At 72.5% G+C, this 18373-nt stretch carries 19 protein-coding genes; 10 read left to right on the top strand and 9 right to left on the bottom strand.

Translation table 11 applies throughout. The annotated features are described in order from the left end of the window. Positions 1–48: 48 nt before the first annotated feature. The 6 genes from ACWCPY_RS09890 to ACWCPY_RS09865 all read right to left on the bottom strand — a co-directional run bounded on the left by ACWCPY_RS09890 (position 49) and on the right by ACWCPY_RS09865 (position 6496). Positions 49–684: a hypothetical protein gene (locus ACWCPY_RS09890; protein ID WP_451263828.1), complete on the bottom strand. Its 636-nt coding sequence runs from the start codon at positions 682–684 to the stop codon at positions 49–51. Further along, positions 671–2302: a substrate-binding domain-containing protein gene (locus tag ACWCPY_RS09885; RefSeq protein WP_451263827.1), complete on the bottom strand. Its 1632-nt coding sequence runs from the start codon at positions 2300–2302 to the stop codon at positions 671–673. The genes ACWCPY_RS09890 and ACWCPY_RS09885 overlap by 14 nt, the downstream gene beginning before the upstream one ends. Beyond that, positions 2299–3516: a toxic anion resistance protein gene (locus tag ACWCPY_RS09880; RefSeq protein WP_451263826.1), complete on the bottom strand. Its 1218-nt coding sequence runs from the start codon at positions 3514–3516 to the stop codon at positions 2299–2301. Before ACWCPY_RS09880 ends, ACWCPY_RS09885 begins: the two co-directional genes overlap by 4 nt. A gap of 29 nt (positions 3517–3545) precedes the next feature. Then, on the bottom strand, positions 3546–4649 hold the full coding sequence (locus ACWCPY_RS09875; RefSeq protein ID WP_451263825.1) for a hypothetical protein: 1104 nt from the start codon (positions 4647–4649) through the stop codon (positions 3546–3548). A 135-nt stretch (positions 4650–4784) separates the two neighbouring features. Next, a complete protein-coding gene (locus ACWCPY_RS09870) occupies positions 4785–5183 on the bottom strand; it encodes an SCO4983 family protein (RefSeq protein ID WP_451263824.1) in 399 nt (132 codons plus the stop codon). Between the two features lie 101 nt (positions 5184–5284). Beyond that, entirely contained in the window at positions 5285–6496 is a 1212-nt protein-coding gene (locus ACWCPY_RS09865) for a pyridoxal phosphate-dependent aminotransferase (RefSeq protein WP_451263823.1), read from the bottom strand. Positions 6497–6756: 260 nt separating this feature from the next. Between ACWCPY_RS09865 and ACWCPY_RS09860 the strand changes: the two genes are divergently transcribed. The 7 genes from ACWCPY_RS09860 to ACWCPY_RS09830 all read left to right on the top strand — a co-directional run bounded on the left by ACWCPY_RS09860 (position 6757) and on the right by ACWCPY_RS09830 (position 11477). Further along, positions 6757–7122, top strand: coding sequence for a type II toxin-antitoxin system RelE/ParE family toxin (locus ACWCPY_RS09860; RefSeq protein ID WP_451263822.1), 366 nt, complete (start codon positions 6757–6759; stop codon positions 7120–7122). Further along, the gene (locus ACWCPY_RS09855) at positions 7122–7430 is read left to right on the top strand and encodes a helix-turn-helix domain-containing protein (protein ID WP_451263821.1); all 309 of its coding nucleotides are present in this window, start codon (positions 7122–7124) and stop codon (positions 7428–7430) included. Before ACWCPY_RS09860 ends, ACWCPY_RS09855 begins: the two co-directional genes overlap by 1 nt. 144 nt (positions 7431–7574) lie before the next feature. Further along, positions 7575–7904: a hypothetical protein gene (locus ACWCPY_RS09850; protein WP_451263820.1), complete on the top strand. Its 330-nt coding sequence runs from the start codon at positions 7575–7577 to the stop codon at positions 7902–7904. Between the two features lie 90 nt (positions 7905–7994). After that, on the top strand, positions 7995–8666 hold the full coding sequence (locus tag ACWCPY_RS09845; protein WP_451263819.1) for an SAM-dependent methyltransferase: 672 nt from the start codon (positions 7995–7997) through the stop codon (positions 8664–8666). Then, positions 8666–9577, top strand: coding sequence for a DUF3626 domain-containing protein (locus ACWCPY_RS09840; RefSeq protein ID WP_451263818.1), 912 nt, complete (start codon positions 8666–8668; stop codon positions 9575–9577). The genes ACWCPY_RS09845 and ACWCPY_RS09840 overlap by 1 nt, the downstream gene beginning before the upstream one ends. A gap of 30 nt (positions 9578–9607) precedes the next feature. Then, a complete protein-coding gene (locus tag ACWCPY_RS09835) occupies positions 9608–10474 on the top strand; it encodes an AraC family transcriptional regulator (protein WP_451263817.1) in 867 nt (288 codons plus the stop codon). A 142-nt stretch (positions 10475–10616) separates the two neighbouring features. Continuing rightward, the gene (locus ACWCPY_RS09830) at positions 10617–11477 is read left to right on the top strand and encodes a S1 family peptidase (RefSeq protein WP_451263816.1); all 861 of its coding nucleotides are present in this window, start codon (positions 10617–10619) and stop codon (positions 11475–11477) included. A gap of 107 nt (positions 11478–11584) precedes the next feature. Here the strand turns inward: ACWCPY_RS09830 and ACWCPY_RS09825 are convergent, their stop codons facing one another. Then, entirely contained in the window at positions 11585–12412 is an 828-nt protein-coding gene (locus ACWCPY_RS09825) for a TetR/AcrR family transcriptional regulator (protein WP_451263815.1), read from the bottom strand. An 84-nt stretch (positions 12413–12496) separates the two neighbouring features. Between ACWCPY_RS09825 and ACWCPY_RS09820 the strand changes: the two genes are divergently transcribed. Next, entirely contained in the window at positions 12497–13333 is an 837-nt protein-coding gene (locus ACWCPY_RS09820) for a siderophore-interacting protein (RefSeq protein WP_451263814.1), read from the top strand. A 12-nt stretch (positions 13334–13345) separates the two neighbouring features. Here the strand turns inward: ACWCPY_RS09820 and ACWCPY_RS09815 are convergent, their stop codons facing one another. Next, positions 13346–14980, bottom strand: coding sequence for an N-acyl-D-amino-acid deacylase family protein (locus ACWCPY_RS09815; protein ID WP_451263813.1), 1635 nt, complete (start codon positions 14978–14980; stop codon positions 13346–13348). A 122-nt stretch (positions 14981–15102) separates the two neighbouring features. Further along, positions 15103–16431, bottom strand: a complete 1329-nt coding sequence (locus tag ACWCPY_RS09810) for an alanine racemase (RefSeq protein ID WP_451263812.1) — start codon at positions 16429–16431, stop codon at positions 15103–15105. A gap of 106 nt (positions 16432–16537) precedes the next feature. Here ACWCPY_RS09810 and ACWCPY_RS09805 point away from each other — a divergent pair, with 106 nt between their 5' ends. After that, positions 16538–17617 (top strand): sugar kinase, encoded by a 1080-nt coding sequence (locus ACWCPY_RS09805; RefSeq protein WP_451263811.1) that lies wholly within the window; start codon positions 16538–16540, stop codon positions 17615–17617. Beyond that, positions 17614–18372 carry an IclR family transcriptional regulator gene (locus ACWCPY_RS09800; protein WP_451263810.1) on the top strand — a complete coding sequence of 253 codons (759 nt, stop codon included), beginning with the start codon at positions 17614–17616 and terminating at the stop codon, positions 18370–18372. Before ACWCPY_RS09805 ends, ACWCPY_RS09800 begins: the two co-directional genes overlap by 4 nt. Position 18373: the final 1 nt, after the last annotated feature.

Raw genomic sequence — 18373 nt, 5'->3', positions numbered from 1 at the left:
AGCCGTTCGCGACTCCCTGGAACCACGGCCCGCGGGCCGGGACGGGCACTACCCGTTCCGGCCCCGGTCCTCCAGGTAGCGGGTATGCGTCTGCTGGCGCCGCGTCTCCGCCTCGCGCAGCGACGTCGCCAGCTGCTCGACCTCCCGGTGCAGCAGTGCCAGCTGCTGTTCCAGATGGCGCTCGGGCGGTTCCGTGCCCGGAACCATCCGCGTCCACGGGCGGACCCGTACGAACGCGTCGACCGACTCCAGGATGTCCCGGCGCACGGCGCGCGCCAGGACATGAATGCCCTCCGGGTCGGCGGCCAGCGCCTCGGCCACCGGCCCGGGGGCCAGCAGTCCGTCGAGCAGCTCCGTCAGTTCGGTGAGCCGCCCGGACGCGGCGGGCGGCAGCTCGACCTCGCCCAGATACCCGCACAGCGCGTGGTAGTCGGTGCGCACCGCGTCCAGCTGGGTCGACGGGTCGGGGAAGACCGGGACCGGCGGGCGTTCGGGCGGGGCGATCAGCGCCCCCGCGCCGTACAGCCCGGCGACCACCACCGGCCAGTACGCCCCCGCGAGCCCGCTGAAGGTGAGGACGAGGCCGGCCAGCCCGCAGGCGCTCCCGGCGATGTTCTTCCGCGACTCCAGGTAGGCCGCCACCCGGCCCGCCGGCCTGCCGCCGGGCGCTCTACTGGTATCCACGGATCTCCTCGAAGGCGCCGTCCAGCGAGCCGGGGCCCTGCTCCTTCGTCGCATCGAAGAGCCGGCCGCCGGTCAGTTCGGCGATCCGGTCCAACTCCCGGCGGTCCGAGTCGCCGAAGACGACCGGGAAGACCGGGGTGACCCGTCGCGCGGCCGGGAGCGCACGGTAGTAGGAGGAGAACCCGCCGGCCGTGTCGCCCGTCGTGTTCTCGCCGTCCGTCATCAGCACGATCGAGGTGAACGCGGACTCGGTGCCGTCGCCGATCTGCTCGTAGGCCGACTTCAGGCTCGAATAGATCGCCGTCTCGCCCCCGGCCGTCAGCGCGGCGGTGTCCGCCCCGATCGCCGCCAGACCCCGCTGCGGATCGGCGGGATCGACGGTGTGCGTACGGATCTGCTTCACCGACGAGCCGAACGGCAGCAGCGTGACCTCCTCCCGTTCCCGGAAGTCCCCGGTCAGCCCGGTCAGCGCCGCCTTCAGCGCCTTCAGCCGGTCCCCGGCCATCGAGCCGGAGGTGTCCAGCACGTACACGGTGCGCGAGGGGCGGCGGAGCTTGTTCTCGTAGCTGTGGAGCAGCCCGTCGGCGACGGACCGGGTGCCGGGGAAGGGCAGTTCGCGGCGGGCGTCGGCGGCGAGCGGCGGCGCGGGCCGCACCGAGGGCACGACCGGGCGGCGGAAGGTGTCCCGGGTCAGCTGTCGCTGGACGTCGGGCGTACGCAGGTACGCCGTCAGCGCGCGCACCGAGTCCCTGGCGTCCGGAGCGGCGGCCGCGAGCGCGCTGAGCGGGTAGTCGGCCGTCACCACCCCGTCGCGGGGACGGATCACGGTCAGCCCCGTGTGGCTGTCGCGGTTCAGCGAGAGCAGCACCGACTCGTAGTTGATCAGCGCGTCGACGGTGCCGCGCCGGGCGTACGCGGTGGCCAGCCAGCCCGAGGAACCGGAGGTCAGCCGCTGCCCCGCGAAGAACTCCTTCAGCTTGCCGCTCGCCCCGCGGACATCGGCGTCGGTCAGCGCGGACTGCGCGCCGGAGAGCCCGGAGGCGACCGAGACCAGTGCGGAGAAACCGGAGTTGGAGCGGTCCGGATCGGTCATCCCGTACGTCAGCCGGCCCTCGGCGACCGCCCGGTGCACCTGCGACCACGTCACGTCCCCGGGCTTCCAGCCCAGCCGCTTCACGGTCGCCGGGCGGACCCCGAGGGCGACCGGTGAGGTCATCAGCGGGGTCTCCGAGGTGATGCGCCGCGCCGCCTGCGGGTGCAGCCGCAGATAGTCGTCGGACGACAGCCAGACCGCGTCGTACGCCCCGTCCGCCTTCCCGGAGCCGAGCAGCCCGACGGCGTCCAGGGTGCCGGTCCAGGTGGGCCGCACCGTGATTCCGGTGGCCTTGCGGGCCTGCTCCAACAGGGGCTTCATGTCGGCGAGTTCACTGGACGCCAGGATCCGCAGCGTGCCGGCCCGCGGCCGGCCGTCGTCCGCCCCGGGCCCGCCGGACGCCCCGTCCTTCGATCCGGAGCAGGCGGCGAGCGGGGCGAGCGCGGCGACGGCCAGCAGCGCGACGAGCCGGCGGGCGATCCGGCGCCGCGGCCGTGGCGGCCGCCGCCGGGAAGGGCCGGTCATACCGGCCCCCCGCCGTCGAGCGAACCGGCCGACCGGCTGCGTTCCAGATGGGCACCGGCCTGCTGGAGTTCGGCGGTCAGCGCCTCCACGGTCGCCGCCATCGACTCGGTGGCCTGCACCTTGTACGTGTCGATCGCGTCGAGCGTCCGGTAGATCTGCTGGAACGCGGTGCGCAGCGTCTCCGCGCCCACCGCCGGATCGGCCGCGATGCGCTGGATCTCGCCGCTCTGACCGGCCAGCATCTCCGCGTTGCCACGGATCAGGTCCTCGGTCGTGGAGCGCAGCACCTGTACCTGTTCGGTCACCTTGCGCTGGCTCTCCAGCGCCGAGGCGAGCATCACGGCGATCCGCAGCGCGGAGACGGTGGTGGTCGCGGCCCGGTCGACGCCCTTGATGAGCTCGTCGTTGTTGCGCCGTACGACATCCATCGCGAGGTACCCCTGCGCGCAGACCGCGAGCTGGGTCAGCAGGTCCTGGTGCTTCTGCCGCACGGGGAAGAGCACATCGGCCCGCAGCGCGTCCGCCTGCGCCGGGTCGGTGGCGGCGGTCTCGACGATGCGCTGCTCGACGGCGCCGTCCAGTGCCTCGGTGAGCACGACGTACTCCTGGAGCTTGCCCATGGTCTCCCAGAGCCGGGTGCGCTCGGTGTGCAGGGCGGCGTTGTCACGGCGCAGCTCGTCCTGCCCGCCGCGCAGCGAGCCCACGATCCGGTTCAGGGTGGCCTGGGAGGAGGCGTACTTGGCGACGTGGTCGCGGAGCCTGTTGCCGCCGGGGAGCCGGGCCAGCAGCCGGCGGGCACCGCGGCCCGGGGTCTCGCGCGGGTCGAGGTCCTCGACGGTGCGGCGCAGCTCGACCAGGGACGAGCCGACCCTGCTCTGCGCGTCCGCGCCCCCGGACCCGGCCAGCGAACGGACGGTGCGGTCCAGCATCCGGTTGGACTGCTGGGCGGCGCTGCGGATGTCGCCCTGCCCGAGCGCGGTGATCTCCCCGATCCGGGTGGTGAACTCGGGCGACCGGGCGTCGAGCCCGGCGAGGCCGCCGACGTACTCGGCGGCGCGGCGCGCCATCTCCGCCCGTGCCGAATCGTCGACCGGCACGAGACCGGCGGCCTGCTCGGCACGGACCGGGGCGACCGGCTCCGGCGGGGTGAGGACGAGCGGCGGGGCGGAGTCGCCCGGCGGGGTGAGGGTGAGCGGCTGAGGCTCTTCGGTCATGGCTGAGGTCTCCCGGGAGGCGTGTGTCGTCAGCCGCGGGTCCGCCGCGCCATCGCGCGCAGCACCGTGGCGGTGGGCACGGGCGCCTGGCGGACACCGGTCAGCTGTTGGTCGATGTAGTCGGTGTGGTCCGCGGTGGCCGCGGTGAACTCGGCCGCGGCGCCCTGCGGCCGGAAGCCGTGCCGTACCGCGAGCTTGCGCAACTCCGGGTCGGTGGAGAGCAGTTCGCCCAGCCGGCGGCCGGTGTCGGTCAGCGGTACGAGGGTGTGGTCGCTGGAGACGGTGGTGTCGGGGTAGAGGAGGACCAGGTCCCCGGTGCCCTGCCGCTGCATCAGCAGCGAGGCGACCTGGGATTCGTACACCAGGACCAGCGGATTGCCGACCCCGCTGATGAAGTCCCGGAACGGTGCGTCGCTGCTGGTCTGCTGCGCTCCCTGTACCTGGATCAGCTTCTTCAACAGCGGTGCGGTGCGGTCGATCGCGGCCTCGTCGGCGGCGACCCGGCCGCCGTCGGCGACGTACGAGGCGGCGGCGAGGTAGAGGGCGCCGGAGTTGGACGAGACGGGGTCGGTGCTGGTGATGAACACCGTCCCGGTCAACTCGGCGTGTTTCTCCGCCCCTTCGAGCTGCTGCCAGGTCCGGTCCGTGCGGGCGGCCCGGAGGTAGGGGCCCATGAGGAGCTTGCCGCTGGACTTCCCGTTCAGTGTCGCGAGCCCGTTGCCGGCCAGGACCTGGGCGGCGGAGCGGTGCGCGACGACGACCAGCGGCGAGTAGAAGGGCCTGAGCGGACCGCCCTTGACGGCGGACCGGCGCTGCAGCTCGTCGGCCGGGGCCTTGGAGCCGGGGAAGGCGAAGTCGTAACCCTTGAGGGGGAGCCGGTCCATGGCCCAGGACCCGGACGTCTCCGCCCTGACGGTGAGCCCCTTGGCAGCGAGGGCCTTCACCACTTCGGGATCGGCGAAGAACTCTGCCTTCTCCGAACCGATCACTCCACGCACGGTCTTCGTTGCCGTGCTCTTGTCCTCGCTGTCGCGGCCTGCTGCGACGGCCACTGCCACTCCGCCGATCAGCAGCACCGCCAGGACGATTCCCACGATGCGTCTCACACGCGTAGCCTGCTCGCGGAAACCCACATTCCAGGCGGAGTCGGGTGGACGGAAGGTTAAGCGCTGATCCCAGTACGCAACGGGGACGCAAGCGTCCGCCCGGGCGTCTCGGAATGGGTGGCACCCGGCCCACGCGCCTCGACGGCACGCGGACCGGGGCCGTCAGCGGGCGCCGACCAGCGGGGCGGCGGGGGAGGCGGCGAGCGCCGCGGTGTGCGCGTCCATGCGCTCGGCCGCGAGGATCGCGACGGCCGTGTCGGCGCGGGACGCGGCGACCACCAGTGCGCGGCCCGCGAGGGCGTGGGCGCGGCGGTGGAGCGCCGGTGCGGGCGCGTCGGTCCGGCCGGCGTGCCGGGCGGGCGGCGCGCCGCGCAGCCTGGCGACCTGCTCGGCGATGCGGTCGCCCGCCTCGCCGAGGCCCAGTTCGTCGGTGACCGCGAGGAGCGCGGCCAGGTGCCCGGCGAGCTGGATGTCCAGCTCCTCCCCGCGGGAGCGGTGCGGGAAGTCCTCGGCGTGGTCGGCCGGTGTGTGGACCGATTTGGTGCGGATCGGTTCATACATGGATGGCCTCCTGGTGTTGCAGTGGGACCATCCTACCTTGGATTTAGTCTAAAGTTGTCTGCGATCGATACTGGTGTCCGTGGAATCGGCGGCGGGCGGGATCAGGGCTGGCCGTACCCGTCCAGGAAGTGCGCGATCCGGTCCACCGCGTCCGTCAGGTCCTCGGTCGACGGCAGCGTCACGACCCGGAAGTGATCGGGCTCCGGCCAGTTGAACCCGGTGCCGTGCACGACCATGATCTTCTCGGCCCGCAGCAGATCGAGCACCATCTGCCGGTCGTCCTTGATCTTGTAGACCTTGGGGTCGAGGCGCGGGAAGAGATACAGCGCCCCCTTCGGCTTCACGCAGGTCACGCCCGGGATCCGCGTCAGCAGCTCGTACGCCGTGTCGCGCTGCTCCAGAATCCGCCCGCCCGGCAGCACCAGGTCGTCGATCGACTGCCGCCCGCCCAGCGCGGTGGCCACGGCGTACTGCGAGGGCATATTGGCGCAGAGCCGCATGTTGGCGAGGATCGTCAGCCCCTCGATGTACGAGGAGGCGTGCGCCTTCGGACCGCAGACCGCCAGCCACCCCGACCGGTATCCGGCCACCCGGTAGTTCTTGGAGAGCCCGTTGAAGGTGAGCACCATCAGATCGGGCGCGATCGTCGCGGTCGGGGTGTGGGTCGCCCCGTCGTACAGGATCCGGTCGTAGATCTCGTCGGAGCAGACCACCAGATTGTGGCGCCGGGCGATCTCCGTCAGCCCGCGCAGCATCTCGTCGTCGTACACCGCACCCGTCGGGTTGTTCGGGTTGATGATCACGAGAGCCTTGGTGCGGTCGGTGATCCTCCGCTCGATGTCGGCGAGGTCCGGCATCCAGTCGGACTGCTCGTCGCACCGGTAGTGCACGGCCGTACCGCCGGCCAGCGACACCGAAGCGGTCCACAGCGGGTAGTCCGGAGCCGGTACGAGAACCTCGTCGCCGTCGTCGAGCAGCGCCTGCATCGACATCTGGATCAGCTCGGAGACACCGTTGCCCAGGTAGATGTCCTCGACGTCGAGGTCGATCCCCTTGGTCTGGTAGTGCTGCATCACCGCCCGCCGCGCGGACAGCAGTCCCTTCGCGTCGCCGTAGCCGTGCGCCCCGGAGAGGTTGCGCAGTATGTCCTCGAGGATCTCGGGCGGGCACTCGAACCCGAACGCGGCAGGGTTGCCGGTGTTCAGCTTGAGGATGCGGTGACCGGCCGCTTCCAGCCGCATCGCCTCCTCGAGCACGGGGCCCCGGATTTCGTAACAGACATTGGCGAGCTTCGTGGACTGGATGACCTGCATGTCTGGGAGCTTACGACCGCACCCCGCACCCCGCCCCGCCTTTCCCCTCCGGTTGCCCCACCCGGGTGCCCTCCCCGTCTTCCATCGCCATGCCCCCACCGCCCGGCGCCGTGGGAACGCCGGGCGGGGGCGGCGACGGGGCTTCGAATGCGGTGGAACAGGGGCGTGACGGACACGGACGGGTGAGATGCGCCACGGCGCGGGAGGCGTTCGGGGCGTGCGGGCGTGACGTACGGGCTCGACGTCCGGTTGACCGTCGTATGAGCGATCCGTACGACTTCGAGATCGAACCGGAGGTGCGCGCGTGGCTGGAGAGCCTGAGCGACCACGACTTCAAGAGGGTCGACGAAGTGGCGGGGATACTCGCCGTCCTCGGACCGGAGCTGGGAGGTCCCTGGGCCGACCACCTCGAAGGGCCGGTCTGGGAGCTCCGGCTGCGGCTCCGCGATGTCGCACCCCGTGTGACCTACTGGATCACCCCGGCGCGCACCATCGTGCTACTGACGGTGTTCCGTAAGACCAGGCAGCACGAGCAGGGACAGATCGACCGTGCCGTGCGTGCCCAGAAAGTCCGCGAAAGCGAGCATCATGAAGCGGTGACCGCGACGTACGGGAGGAAAGCGTGATGGCCGGACAGCACAGCCGCTGGATTGCCTCGGGCGTCCGGACGGAGGATCCGGAACGGATTGCCATTCGAGAGGCCCTGGCCTTCGGCAAGGCTCTCTACGACCGCCGCACCGCGCTTGGGCTCAGCGTGGCCGAGCTGGCCGGGCGTGCCGGCATGGAGGAGGACGACATCGGGTGCATCGAGGAGGGCGGTACAGCGCCGACGATGGAACTCCTCAGGAGACTCGCGGCCGCCCTGGACGCCGATGTGCGCCTCACGCCCGGTCATGACCTCGGCTCGCTCCGGTTCGAAGCTCACGCGGCCTGACCGAGGGATATCCGGGCGTGGAAGGCGGGACGGAGGCGGCCTGGTCCCCGGGACCCCGGTCGCCGGGCCCCGGGCGCCTCCCGCGTACCTCAGATGTGGCTCAACTCGGGTGAGGGGGCGGACGTCCCCGGGCACCATGTCTGCATGATCGGAAAAGGGAAGCAGGACATGGCCGTGATCGTGGTGCGCGACGCGGAAGCCATCGGCGCGGCGCTGCGGCAGGCGCTGGAGACCGCGGGCGCGGAGGAACGCCCCGGCCTGGAGCGGGCCCTCGCCGTGGTCGCCGACGCGGCCGGCGCGTCCGACGCCGAGCTGCGGGGCCGCTGGGCGGGGCACCGGATCCGGGCGGGCGGCCACCAGGGTCCGCTCGACGCGGTCGCGGCGGTCAAGGTGCTGCGCATGGCCGAGCCGGGCCTGAGCCTGCGCCAGGCGGTGGAGCTGTCGAGGGAGGCGGCCGCGACGGAGGCCGCGTAACCCTGTGCCGGCCGCACCCGCTGTACGGGTGCGACGGGAGCGGCAGAACTCGCATGACGTGCCCGGTGCCCCGGTCGTAGGGTCCCCGCCATGGACTGGCAGGCGTGGCACGACGCGTACGACATCCCCGATTCATGGCCGGCGCGGCGGCTGCGCGCCGTCCAGGACCGCATCCGGGACGCCCTGGACACCGCACCGCCCGGCCCGCTGCGCGCGATCAGCGTGTGTGCCGGCCAGGGCCGCGACCTCATCGGCGTACTGGCGGACCACCCCCGGCGCGACGACGTCCGGGCCCGGCTGGTGGAGCTGGACCCCGGGAACACCGCGGCGGCCCGGGAGTCGGTCCGCAGGGCCGGGCTGACGCGGGTGGAGGTGGTGACGGGCGACGCCTCGCTCACCGATCACTACTCCCGTCTCGCACCGGCCGACCTCGTGCTGGTATGCGGGGTGTTCGGCAATGTCGTCGATGTCGGCATCGAGCGGACCATCGACACCTGCACCCGGCTGTGCGCGCCCGGCGGCACCGTCGTCTGGACCCGCCACCGCGCCGCACCCGACCGGGTGCCGCTGGTCTGCGACTGGTTCGAGGAGCGCGGCTTCGAGCGGCTGTGGCTGTCGCAACCGGACGCGGGGTACGGCGTCGGCGCGCACCGCTTCACCGGTGAGCCCGGCGAACTCGCCGCGGGACAGCGGATGTTCGACTTCGTCGGCTACGACGTCCTGAAGGCGGCGAGGGTGGACGCGCGGGACGCGAGGCCCTGATGCGCGACGCCACCGCACCGCCGCACACCGGTCCGTCCCCGCAGAGCCGGGCCCTCGGCCATGTCGCGTCCCTCTCGTCGGGGCGGCCGGTCGACGCCTCGCTGCGGCTGACGCTGAACTTCCATCCCGACCGGGAGGCGGCGGGCCGGCCGGTCCTGGTCGCTCTGGCGCGGGACGGCGTCTACCGCTCGCAGTTCGTGACCGGCACGAGCAACGGCGGTCTCACGGCACACCCGGGCGGGGACAGATGGCGTTGGGAGAGCCGGATCTTCGACGGGGCCTACGACGCGGCGCCCGCCGAACAGCGTCCGGTCTACGGAGCGTTGAACTTCCGCGGCGCCGCCGCCGGCGCTGCCCCCAGGTTCGGATCCGCGTATTTCCGGCTGACCGCGGACACCCTCCCGCGCGCCACCTTCTGCTACCCGGACAGCGCGGCCGAGCCGGTGGACTTCGGTGTCGCGTCCGGGATGCACCTCATCGAGCTGGCCGAGGCCGACGAGCGGGACGCGCTCGACGACTACATCGAGGCGCAGATCCACGGCCCGGTCGTCCTCGGCCGCCATGTGGAGGCCCTGGTGCTCGACCCCTGCTACCGGTCCACGCCGGTCGAGGAGGCGGCCCGCCGGCTTCCCTGCCGGACGGAATGGCACCCGGGATTCCGGCTGACCGTCGAGCGGTTGCGGCGCCATCCCGGCTACCGGGGAGCGGAGTTCGTCGAACTCGGCACCGAGATCGCCGAGGACGGCCTCCTCGACCCGCGGATCATCGGTGACGCCGTCCGCTCCGGCCGCCACGACCCCCAGTCGCTGAAGAAGGTCTGGCACTGCCTGGCCCGCTTCGGCGCCCCACCGTGCCCGACCCGACCGCACCGGGCACAGGATGTCGGGCCCGCGGGGGTGCGCGGTTCCTAGCGTGGGTGCCCGTAAGGGAAGGAGGCCGGGGTGCTGGAGAGACTGAACCAGGCCATGGAGCACATCGAGGGCCGTCTCGATCAGCGGATCGAGGCGGCCGAGCTGGCCCGGATCGCGACGACGTCGGAGTACCACTTCCGGCGGATGTTCTCCGCGCTGGCCGGGATGCCGCTCTCGGAGTACGTACGCCGCAGGCGGCTGACGCTCGCGGGCGCCGAAGTGCTCCACGGGGAGCGGACCTTGCTGGAGGTCGCCGTGCGATACGGCTACTCCTCGGGGGAGGCGTTCGCGCGGGCGTTCCGTGCCATGCACGGTGTCGGTCCCGGCGAGGCCCGGCGGGCCGGTGCGGTTCTGCGGTCGCAGCCCCGGATGTCCTTCCGTCTCGTGGTCGAAGGGAGCAGCAGCATGGAATACCGGATCGTGACGAAGGACGAGTTCCGGGTGGTCGGCAGGAAGGCGCGGGTTCCTCTGGTGCACGAGGGGGTCAACCCGGCCATCGCCGAGTTCGTCCGGGGCATCGGCAAGGAGACCGTGGCGCGCATCGCCGCACTCTCCGACCAGCAGCCGGAGGGCATCGTCCAGGTCAGTGACAATCTCGCTCAGAGCCGTGCGGAGGGGACCGAACTCGACTACTACCACGCCGTGGTGACCGGTGCGGACGCGCCGGACGACCTGGACGTGCTGGTGGTCGCGGCCGGCACCTGGGCCGTCTTCGGGAACTCCGGGCCCTTTCCGGAGGCGCTCCAGTACCTGTGGCGGGACGTGTTCACCCAGTGGTTCCCGTCCAGTCCGTACCGGAGCAGGCCCGGTCCCGAGATCCTGCGCGTCGGGCCGTCGCCGGCCGCGGGGGAGGCCTCGGCCGAGCTGTGGATCCCGGTGGAGCCGGACGCCGCCTGACGGGCCCCGGGTCCGGACGGCTTGAAACCGCCCCTTGTGGGGGCCCCTTCAGTGCGCCAACATGCGCATGTCAAATCCGAAGGAAACTTCGGTGGGCGGGGGCCATCAGGACCCTGCCCAGGTCACTTGAGGGGACCCCCACATGAAGAAGCCTCTCGTCGGTGCGCTGTTCGCCGTCCTGCTCCTCGGGGCAGGTGTCGCGCCCGCAACCGCGGCAACCGGCCACGAAGCGGCGGCGTCCGTCACGGTCAAGGAGAAGGTCAGGCCCAAGGCGGTCAACTTCGCCGGGACCGTGGCGCTCAGCAACTGTTCCGGCTCCGTCGTCCGCACCCCGGACTCCCAGCCCGGCGACCCCGCGCTCGTGCTCTCCAACGGGCACTGCATGGAGACGGGATTCCCGGGCCCCGGCGAGGTCGTGTTCGACCAGCCGTCCACCCGTAGCTTCACCCTGCTGAACGCCTCGGGCAGCGGCGTCGGCACCCTGCGGGCGAGCAAGATCGCGTACGGGACGATGACCGACACCGACATATCGGTGTACCAACTCACCAGCACCTACGCCCAGATCGAGAGCAAGTACGGCATCAAGGCGCTGGAGCTCAACACCGCGCACCCGGTCCAGGGCACCGCGATCACCGTTGTGTCCGGGTACTGGAAGCGCACGTACGCCTGCAACGTCGACGGCTTCGTCTACCGCCTCAAGGAAGGGGAGTGGACCTGGAAGGACTCGGTCCGCTACACCTCCGCCTGCCAGACCATCGGCGGTACGTCCGGCTCCCCGGTGATCGACAACGCGACCGGCAAGGTCGTCGCCGTCAACAACACCGGCAACGAGGACGGCCAGGAGTGCACGGACAACAACCCGTGCGAGGTCGACGAGAGCGGCAATGTGACGGTGCGTGAGGGCATCAACTACGCCCAGGAGACGTACGGCATCGTGCCGTGCATCGGCACCGGCAACAAGTTCGACCTCGACCGCGCGGGGTGTGCGCTGCCCAAGCCGTGACCGTGTGAAGGACCCGCCGCCGCCGCGATGCCCGTCACCGGGTGTCGCGGCGGCGACGCGCGTTCTCGCGATGCACGGCCCGTGGCTCACCGTCCACCGTTCGCGCCTCACGGGGCCGCCGCGCGTCCGATCGCCGCCTCGATCCCGTCCAGCAGCACCCCGAGTCCCACGTCGAACGTCTCCCTCGCCTCCCGCTCCAGGTACGGCACCGCCTCCTCGCCGGGCGCGGGGGCCGGAGCCGGTGGCTGCGGGGCGGAACCGGTCTCCATCGCCATCAGGTGCGGATAGCGCTCCGCGAAGTCGGGGGCCACCTCGCCCAGCAGCGCCGAGCGGGCGAACCACCACTCCTCGTCCGGCTCGCCCGTCGCCGCCGCGGCCTGCCGGGCCTCGGCGACCGTGCCGGCGCAGCCGCGGACGAAGTGGGACAGCGTGCCGGTCAGCCGCCGCAGCAGCCGCGCTTCGAGCCCGGTCGCGGTCAGCAGGCGTACGAGGGTGTCCAGTCCCGCGTACTCGTGCGGGCCGAGGACCGGGCGGGCCTGCGAGACCTGGAGCACCCAGGGGTGACGGAGGTGGAACTCCAGCGTGTCCCGGGCCCAGTCGGTCAGTGCCGCACGCCAGTCGCCGGTGTCGTCGTACTCCGTGGGCAGCTCGGCGTGGACCGCGTCGTACATCAGGTCCAGCAGCTCGCTCTTGCCGGGGACGTAGGTGTAGAGCGCCATCGCGGTGCGGCCGAGCCGCTCGCCCACCGCGCGCATCGACAGCGCGGCCATGCCGTCCCCGTCCGCGACGGCGATCGCGGCGGTCACGATCACGTCGACGCTCAGCCCGGGCCGGGGGCCGGGGCCGGGGCGCCGGCCCTGCTGCTCCGGCCGGCCGGAACGCCAGAGCAGGGACATCGAACGGCGGGCGTCGCCCTGTCCGGCAAAGACCACCACTTGCGACTCCTTACGTCGTAAAGTAATTTCTCCCGGGTAATTCCTTACGGCGTAAGCTATCAGTCGGAGAGGGCGGGAGCCGCGATGGGGCAGGCGTTGACCGTTTCGTATGTGCGGGTCGTGGGTGTGGAGCGGATCACTCCGCGGACGGTGCGCGTCACCTTCGCCGGTGACGCGCTGGCGGGGCTCATGGAGGACCGGCCCGACCAGCAGATGAAGCTCTGCTTCCCCAGGACGGGGCAAGCGGTGCCCCGGTTGCCGGAGCCGGAGGCCGACGACACGTACGGCATGCGGTGGTACGAGGCGTACCTCGCGATCCCCGGGTCCGAGCGGCCACTGATGCGGAGCTTCACCGTCCGCGGGTACGACCGCCGACTGGACGTGATGGCGGTCGACTTCGTGCTCCATGGCGACGACGGGCCCGCCGCCCGCTGGGGACGGGACGCGCGACCCGGCGACGTGCTCGGCATGGTCGGCCCGTCGTCGCTGTACGCCCGGCCGCTGCCCGCCGCAGACTGGCTGCTGCTGGCCGGTGACGAGACGGCGCTCCCCGCGATCGCGACCCTGCTGGAGTCCCTGCCGGCCGGTGCGCGGGCGCTCGTCTGCGCCGAGGTCGCCGACGCGGCGGAGGAGCGGCCGCTCGGCTCGCCCGGCGATGTGACCGTCCACTGGGCGCACCGCGACCGGGGCGGGTCACTGGCGGACGCGGTGCGGGCGGCCCGGCTGCCCACCGGGGCCGGGGCCGCGTGGCTGGCCGGTGAGGCGGGGGCGGTACGGGACCTGCGCCGCCATCTGGTCGAGGAGCGCGGGCTGCCCCGGGCGGCCGTGCGGTTCAGCGGGTACTGGCGGCGCAGCCTCACCCAGGACGACGCCCCCACCGAGGAGGACCTGGCCTGGGCGAAGGAGCAGGCGGGGGAGTGAGGGCCGGGCGCGCTACCCGGCGGCGCGCCCCGTTCCCCGGACGGCCCGGCCCGCCAGTGTCTGGGTGCGGCGGCCGTCCTCGATGACGAACCGGCCGTCGATCAGTACGTGCGGGATGCCGGCCGGCAGGGTGCGCGGCTCCTCGAACGTGGAGCCCGCCGCCACCGTCGCCGGATCGAGGAGGACCAGGTCGGCGCGGTAGCCCTCGCGGACGTGCCCCCGGTCGGCCAGGCGCAGCCGCCGGGCCGGGCGCGAGGTGAGGTGGGCGACGCACTCCTCCAGCGACAGGATGCCCAACTCCCTTACGTACCGGCCGAGATACTGCGGGAACGTGCCGTAGGCGCGCGGGTGCGGCTTGTCGCCCTGGAGGATGCCGTCGCTGCCCCCGGTGTGCACCCGGTGGCGCATGATCTCCCGTACGTTCTCCTCGTGGCCCACGTGCTGGAGGATCGTCGAGCCGAGCCGGTCCTCGACGAGCAGCCTGCGCGCGGTCACCCACGGCGCCTCGCCGCGCAGCCGGGCGGACTCGGCGACCGTGCGTCCGACGTGGTCGGCGAGCGCGGGCGTGCCGACCCCCGAGATCTCGATGGTGTCCCACTCGATCGGCACGCCGTGGCAGCCGTCCGATCCCAGCTCCTCCAGGTGGTGCCGGATCCGTTCCGCCGTCGCGTCGTCCGCGAGCCGGGTGAGCACCGACTCGGGCCCGCCCTCGCTCGCCCAGCTGGGCAGCATCGCGACGAGGGTCGTGCACCCGGGGGTGTACGGGTAGGTGTCGAGGGAGATGTCGGCGCCCGAGCCGAGGGCGTCGTCGAGCAGGGCGAGCAGCTCGGGCGCCCTGCCCTTGTTCACGCCGAAGTTCATGGTGGCGTGGGCGAGATGCAGGGCGCAGCCCGCGTTCCTGGTGAGCTGCACCATCTCCTCGTACGCGCCGAGCGCGCCCGCCCCGTACGAACGGTGGTGCGGGCAGTAGTAGCCGTCGTACGCGGCCACCACCCGGCACAGTTCGGTGAGTTCGGCGTCGTCCGCGTACATGCCGGGGGTGTACGTGAGGCCGGAGGACATGCCGACCGCGCCCTCCGCCATGCCCTGGGCGACGAGCTCCTTCATCCGGGTCAGTTCGGCACCGGTGGCGGGGCGGTCCTCCCAGCCCATCGCGTACATCCGGACCGTGCCCTGCGGGATGAGGTAGGCGGCGTTGACCGCGATGCCCCGGCCGTCGAAGTTGCGGTCCAGGCGGTCCAGGTACTCGCCGACCGTGCGCCAGTCGAAGTCGATGTCCGTGTCCTCGGGCGCACCGCCGTTCCAGCCGGCGATGGAGCGGCGGACCTCGGCGAGCGTCCGGTCGTCGACCGGGGCGTACGACAGGCCGTCCTGGCCGAGGACTTCGAGGGTGACGCCCTGTGCGGCCTTGGCACTGTGGTCCGGGTCGCGGAGCAGCGCGAGATCACTGTGCGCGTGCATGTCGATGAAGCCGGGCGTCAGGACGAGCCCGTCGGCGTCGAGCGTGCGGCGGGCAAAGGGGCGCGGGCCGGGGGAGCCCTCCGGGTGGATCTCGGCGATCCGGCCGTCGGTGAGGGCCACATCGGCACGGCGGCGGGGGGCGCCGGTGCCGTCGACGACATGGGCGTTACGGATGACCAGGTCCATGAGGGGCTCCAGTTCAAGCCCCTCCGGCGATCGAGGAGCGGGTTCCGGGGGCGGCGCCCCCGGTTGCGGGAAGGGGCGGGGCGGGGGGAGCTGCCCCGCGGGGGCAGCTCCCCCCGTGGGCATCAGAAGAACGTGCGGATGTAGTCCGTGACCGTCCCGTCCGCCGCGACCAGCGGAATGAGCTGCCACTTGTCGAAGCTGGTGCACGGATGCGAAAGGCCCATCCCCACCCAGTCGCCGACCTCCAGCTCCGCACCCGGCTCCGTACGCACCCAGGTGTGCTGGTCCGAGAGCCCGGTCACCGAGACACCCGCCGCGGGCCGGACCGTGCCGTCCCGGCCGGACCGCACGACCTGCGCCTCGGGCAGGTCGAGGTCGTACGCCGCGTCCCGCTTGCCCGCGTTGAGGAACGCCTGCTCGGCCGACGGGCGCGACACGACCTGCGCCCACAGCCGGAAGGCGGGCTGCAGCTCCCCCTCCTCCGGCACCCGGTTGAACGGGGTCAGATGGCGGTAGTGGCCGTCGTCGTGCGAGACATAGGCGCCCGAGCGCAGCAGCTTCAGCACCGGCGCCGACAGCTCCGGGATCTGTGTGAACACATCCGCCACCGCGTCGAACCACGCGCTGCCGCCCGCACTGATCACGATCTCCTCGCCGGCCTCGAAGCGCCCCGCGCGGTCGAAGCCGACGGCCAGCGCGACGAGCCGGCGCAGCCAGTCCCGTACCCGCTCGCCGGACGCCTCCGGCACCTCGCCCTCGTAACCCGCCACGCCCACCAGACGCAGCGTCCCGGTCGCCGCCACCGCGTCGGCCACCGCCGCGCACTCCGCCTCGGTGCGGACACCGGTGCGCGCACCCTCGCCCGCGCCCAGCTCCACCACGACGTCGACGGGGCGGGAGGCGCCCGCCGCGCGCAGCGCCTCGTCCATCAGCTCCACGCCGCGCACCGAGTCGACGTAGCAGACGAAGCGGAACTCCGGATCGGAGTCCAGCTCGGCGGCGAGCCAGCGCAGCGCCGCGGCGTCGACGAGCTCGTTGGCGAGGAAGATCCGCCGGATCCCGTACGCCCGGTACACCCGCGCCTGGTGCGGCACGGCGGCGGTGATGCCCCAGGCGCCGTACTCCAGCTGGCGGGCGAAGAGCTGCGGGGACATGGAGGTCTTGCCGTGCGGGGCGAAGGCGAGCCCGTGGCGCTCCGCGTACGTCTCCAGGAGGGCGAGGTTGTGCTCGACCGACTCGGCGGACAGGGCGAGCACCGGGGTGGTGAAGCCGCCCGTGAAGAGGTTGCGCCGCTCGGCGGCGAGAGCGCCGACGGTCAGGCCCTCCGCGTCGGGCGGGAGCGCCTTGAAGCGGTGGTCGACGGGCTCGTCGGCGAGTCCGGACACAGGACGGTCGGCACCCAAGGGGGTCTCCTCGATCGAAGTCGTCGTTGCATCATATGCAACACCCATTGCGTATATCGCTTGACGCTGTCTAACATCCGAGCCGACGCCGGGTCAATGGCGTGTACCCCCGCCGCGCCCCGAACCGCATCACCGAACCCGCGAGGAGCCCCGAGTGTCCGGAACCCCGGCCAGGACCGCCGACGCCGCCACGACCGCCGAAGTCGTGTGCCTCGGCGAGTCCATGGTGACGTTCCTGCCGTCGCAGCCCGGACGCCTCGCCGACGTGCCCTCCTTCGGCCGCGGCATCGGCGGCGCCGAGTCCAACGTCGCCTGCGCGCTGGCCGCGGCCGGGCACCGGGCGGCCTGGGTCAGCCGGGTCGGCGCGGACGGCTTCGGCGACCACCTCGTCGGGGCGATCGCCGGGTACGGGGTCGACACCTCCGGAGTGCGGCGCGACCCCTCGCGGCCCACCGGGATCTACTTCCGCACCGCCACCGACCGGGCCACCGATGTGCACGAGGTCGCCTACTACCGGGCCGGCTCCGCCGCCTCCGCGATGTCGCCGCGGAACATCCCGTACGAGACGCTCCCCGCGGCCCGGGTCCTGCACCTGTCCGGCATCACCGCGGCGCTCTCCGCCGACTGCCTGGACCTGCTCCACGACCTGACCACGCCCCGCCCCGGCCGCCCGCTGATCTCCTTCGACGTCAACCACCGGCCCGGCCTGTGGCGCGACGCCGACGCGTCCCCCGAGGTGCTCCTCGACCTGGCCCGCCGCAGCGACCTGGTCTTCGTCGGCGAGGACGAGGCGCAGGAGGCATGGGGGGTGACCGGCGCGGAGGCGATCCGCGCGGCGCTGCCGGAGCCGTCCGTCCTGGTCGTGAAGCGCGGCGCGGAGGGCGCGACGGTCTTCTCCGGGACCGGGCCCGGGGACGGGACGGGTGAGGGGCCCGGGGCCGACGACGTCACCACCGTCCCCGCCCTGCGCGTGGACGTCGTCGCACCCGTCGGCGCCGGCGACGCCTTCGCCGCCGGCTTCCTCTCCGCCACCCTCCGCGACCTCCCCGTGCGCGACCGCGTCCGGCACGGCCACCTCATGGCCGCCGCCGTCCTCACCGTCCCCGGCGACCTCACCGCCCCGCCGGCCCGCGCGCACGCCGACGCCCTTGCCGCACTGGACGACGAGGCCTGGGGGAGACTTCGTCTCGGCCCCGGGTGGACGGGGGACGACCAGGAGGTACGTACGACATGAGTCAGACCGTCGACCGGGCGCTGAGCATCCTGCCGCTGCTCGCCCAGGGACCCGCCGACCTCGGCCAGGTCGCCGAGCGGCTCGGCGTCCACAAGTCCACGGCGCTGCGCCTGCTCCGTACGCTCCACGAGCACGGGCTCGTCTACCGCCAGCAGGACCAGCGCTACCGCCTCGGCGCCCGGCTCTTCGCCCTCGCGCAGGAGGCCGTCGAGAACCTCGACGTACGGGAGATCGCCCACCCCCACCTCGTCGAACTCAACGAGAGCTGCGGCCACACCGTGCATCTCGCGGTGTACGAGGAGCAGGAGGTCCTCTACATCGACAAGGTCGAGAGCCGCTACCCGGTCAGGATGTACTCGCGGATCGGCAAGCCCGTCGCGATCACCGTCGCCGCCGTCGCGAAGCTGCTCCTCGCCGACCTCTCCGAGCCCGAGCGGCGCGCCGTCGCCGAGAAGCTCGACTACCCCATGTACACGTCCCGTTCGACCCCGAACGCCGGTGCCTTCCTCAAGGAGCTCACCGCCGTCCGCGAACAGGGCTGGGCCACCGACCTCGGCGGCCACGAGGAGTCCATCAACTGCATCGGCGCCCCCATCCGGGGGGCGGACGGGCGGGTCGTCGCCGCGATGTCGGTGTCCGCGCCCAATGTCGTCGTCACGGCCGAGGAACTCCTCACCCTGCTCCCGCTGGTGCGCCGCACCGCCGACACCATCAGCCGGGAATACTCCGGCACCACCCGACCCAAGAAAGCCTGAA

It is taken from the genome of Streptomyces sp. NPDC002403 (assembly GCF_053593015.1).
Note: the sequence above shows the minus strand (reverse complement) of the source record. Positions and strands in the feature narration are given on the sequence as shown.

What these genes read in the sequence shown, in the direction of transcription:
- ACWCPY_RS09885 (WP_451263827.1), bottom strand. Translation starts at nt 2,302, where the DNA reads ATGACCGGCCCTTCCCGGCGGCGGCCGCCACGGCCGCGGCGCCGGATC.
- ACWCPY_RS09880 (WP_451263826.1), bottom strand. Translation starts at nt 3,516, where the DNA reads ATGACCGAAGAGCCTCAGCCGCTCACCCTCACCCCGCCGGGCGACTCC.
- ACWCPY_RS09870 (WP_451263824.1), bottom strand. Translation starts at nt 5,183, where the DNA reads ATGTATGAACCGATCCGCACCAAATCGGTCCACACACCGGCCGACCAC.
- ACWCPY_RS09865 (WP_451263823.1), bottom strand. Translation starts at nt 6,496, where the DNA reads ATGCAGGTCATCCAGTCCACGAAGCTCGCCAATGTCTGTTACGAAATC.
- ACWCPY_RS09860 (WP_451263822.1), top strand. Translation starts at nt 6,757, where the DNA reads ATGAGCGATCCGTACGACTTCGAGATCGAACCGGAGGTGCGCGCGTGG.
- ACWCPY_RS09855 (WP_451263821.1), top strand. Translation starts at nt 7,122, where the DNA reads ATGGCCGGACAGCACAGCCGCTGGATTGCCTCGGGCGTCCGGACGGAG.
- ACWCPY_RS09850 (WP_451263820.1), top strand. Translation starts at nt 7,575, where the DNA reads ATGATCGGAAAAGGGAAGCAGGACATGGCCGTGATCGTGGTGCGCGAC.
- ACWCPY_RS09845 (WP_451263819.1), top strand. Translation starts at nt 7,995, where the DNA reads ATGGACTGGCAGGCGTGGCACGACGCGTACGACATCCCCGATTCATGG.
- ACWCPY_RS09840 (WP_451263818.1), top strand. Translation starts at nt 8,666, where the DNA reads ATGCGCGACGCCACCGCACCGCCGCACACCGGTCCGTCCCCGCAGAGC.
- ACWCPY_RS09830 (WP_451263816.1), top strand. Translation starts at nt 10,617, where the DNA reads ATGAAGAAGCCTCTCGTCGGTGCGCTGTTCGCCGTCCTGCTCCTCGGG.
- ACWCPY_RS09820 (WP_451263814.1), top strand. Translation starts at nt 12,497, where the DNA reads ATGGGGCAGGCGTTGACCGTTTCGTATGTGCGGGTCGTGGGTGTGGAG.
- ACWCPY_RS09815 (WP_451263813.1), bottom strand. Translation starts at nt 14,980, where the DNA reads ATGGACCTGGTCATCCGTAACGCCCATGTCGTCGACGGCACCGGCGCC.
- ACWCPY_RS09810 (WP_451263812.1), bottom strand. Translation starts at nt 16,431, where the DNA reads ATGGGTGTTGCATATGATGCAACGACGACTTCGATCGAGGAGACCCCC.
- ACWCPY_RS09800 (WP_451263810.1), top strand. Translation starts at nt 17,614, where the DNA reads ATGAGTCAGACCGTCGACCGGGCGCTGAGCATCCTGCCGCTGCTCGCC.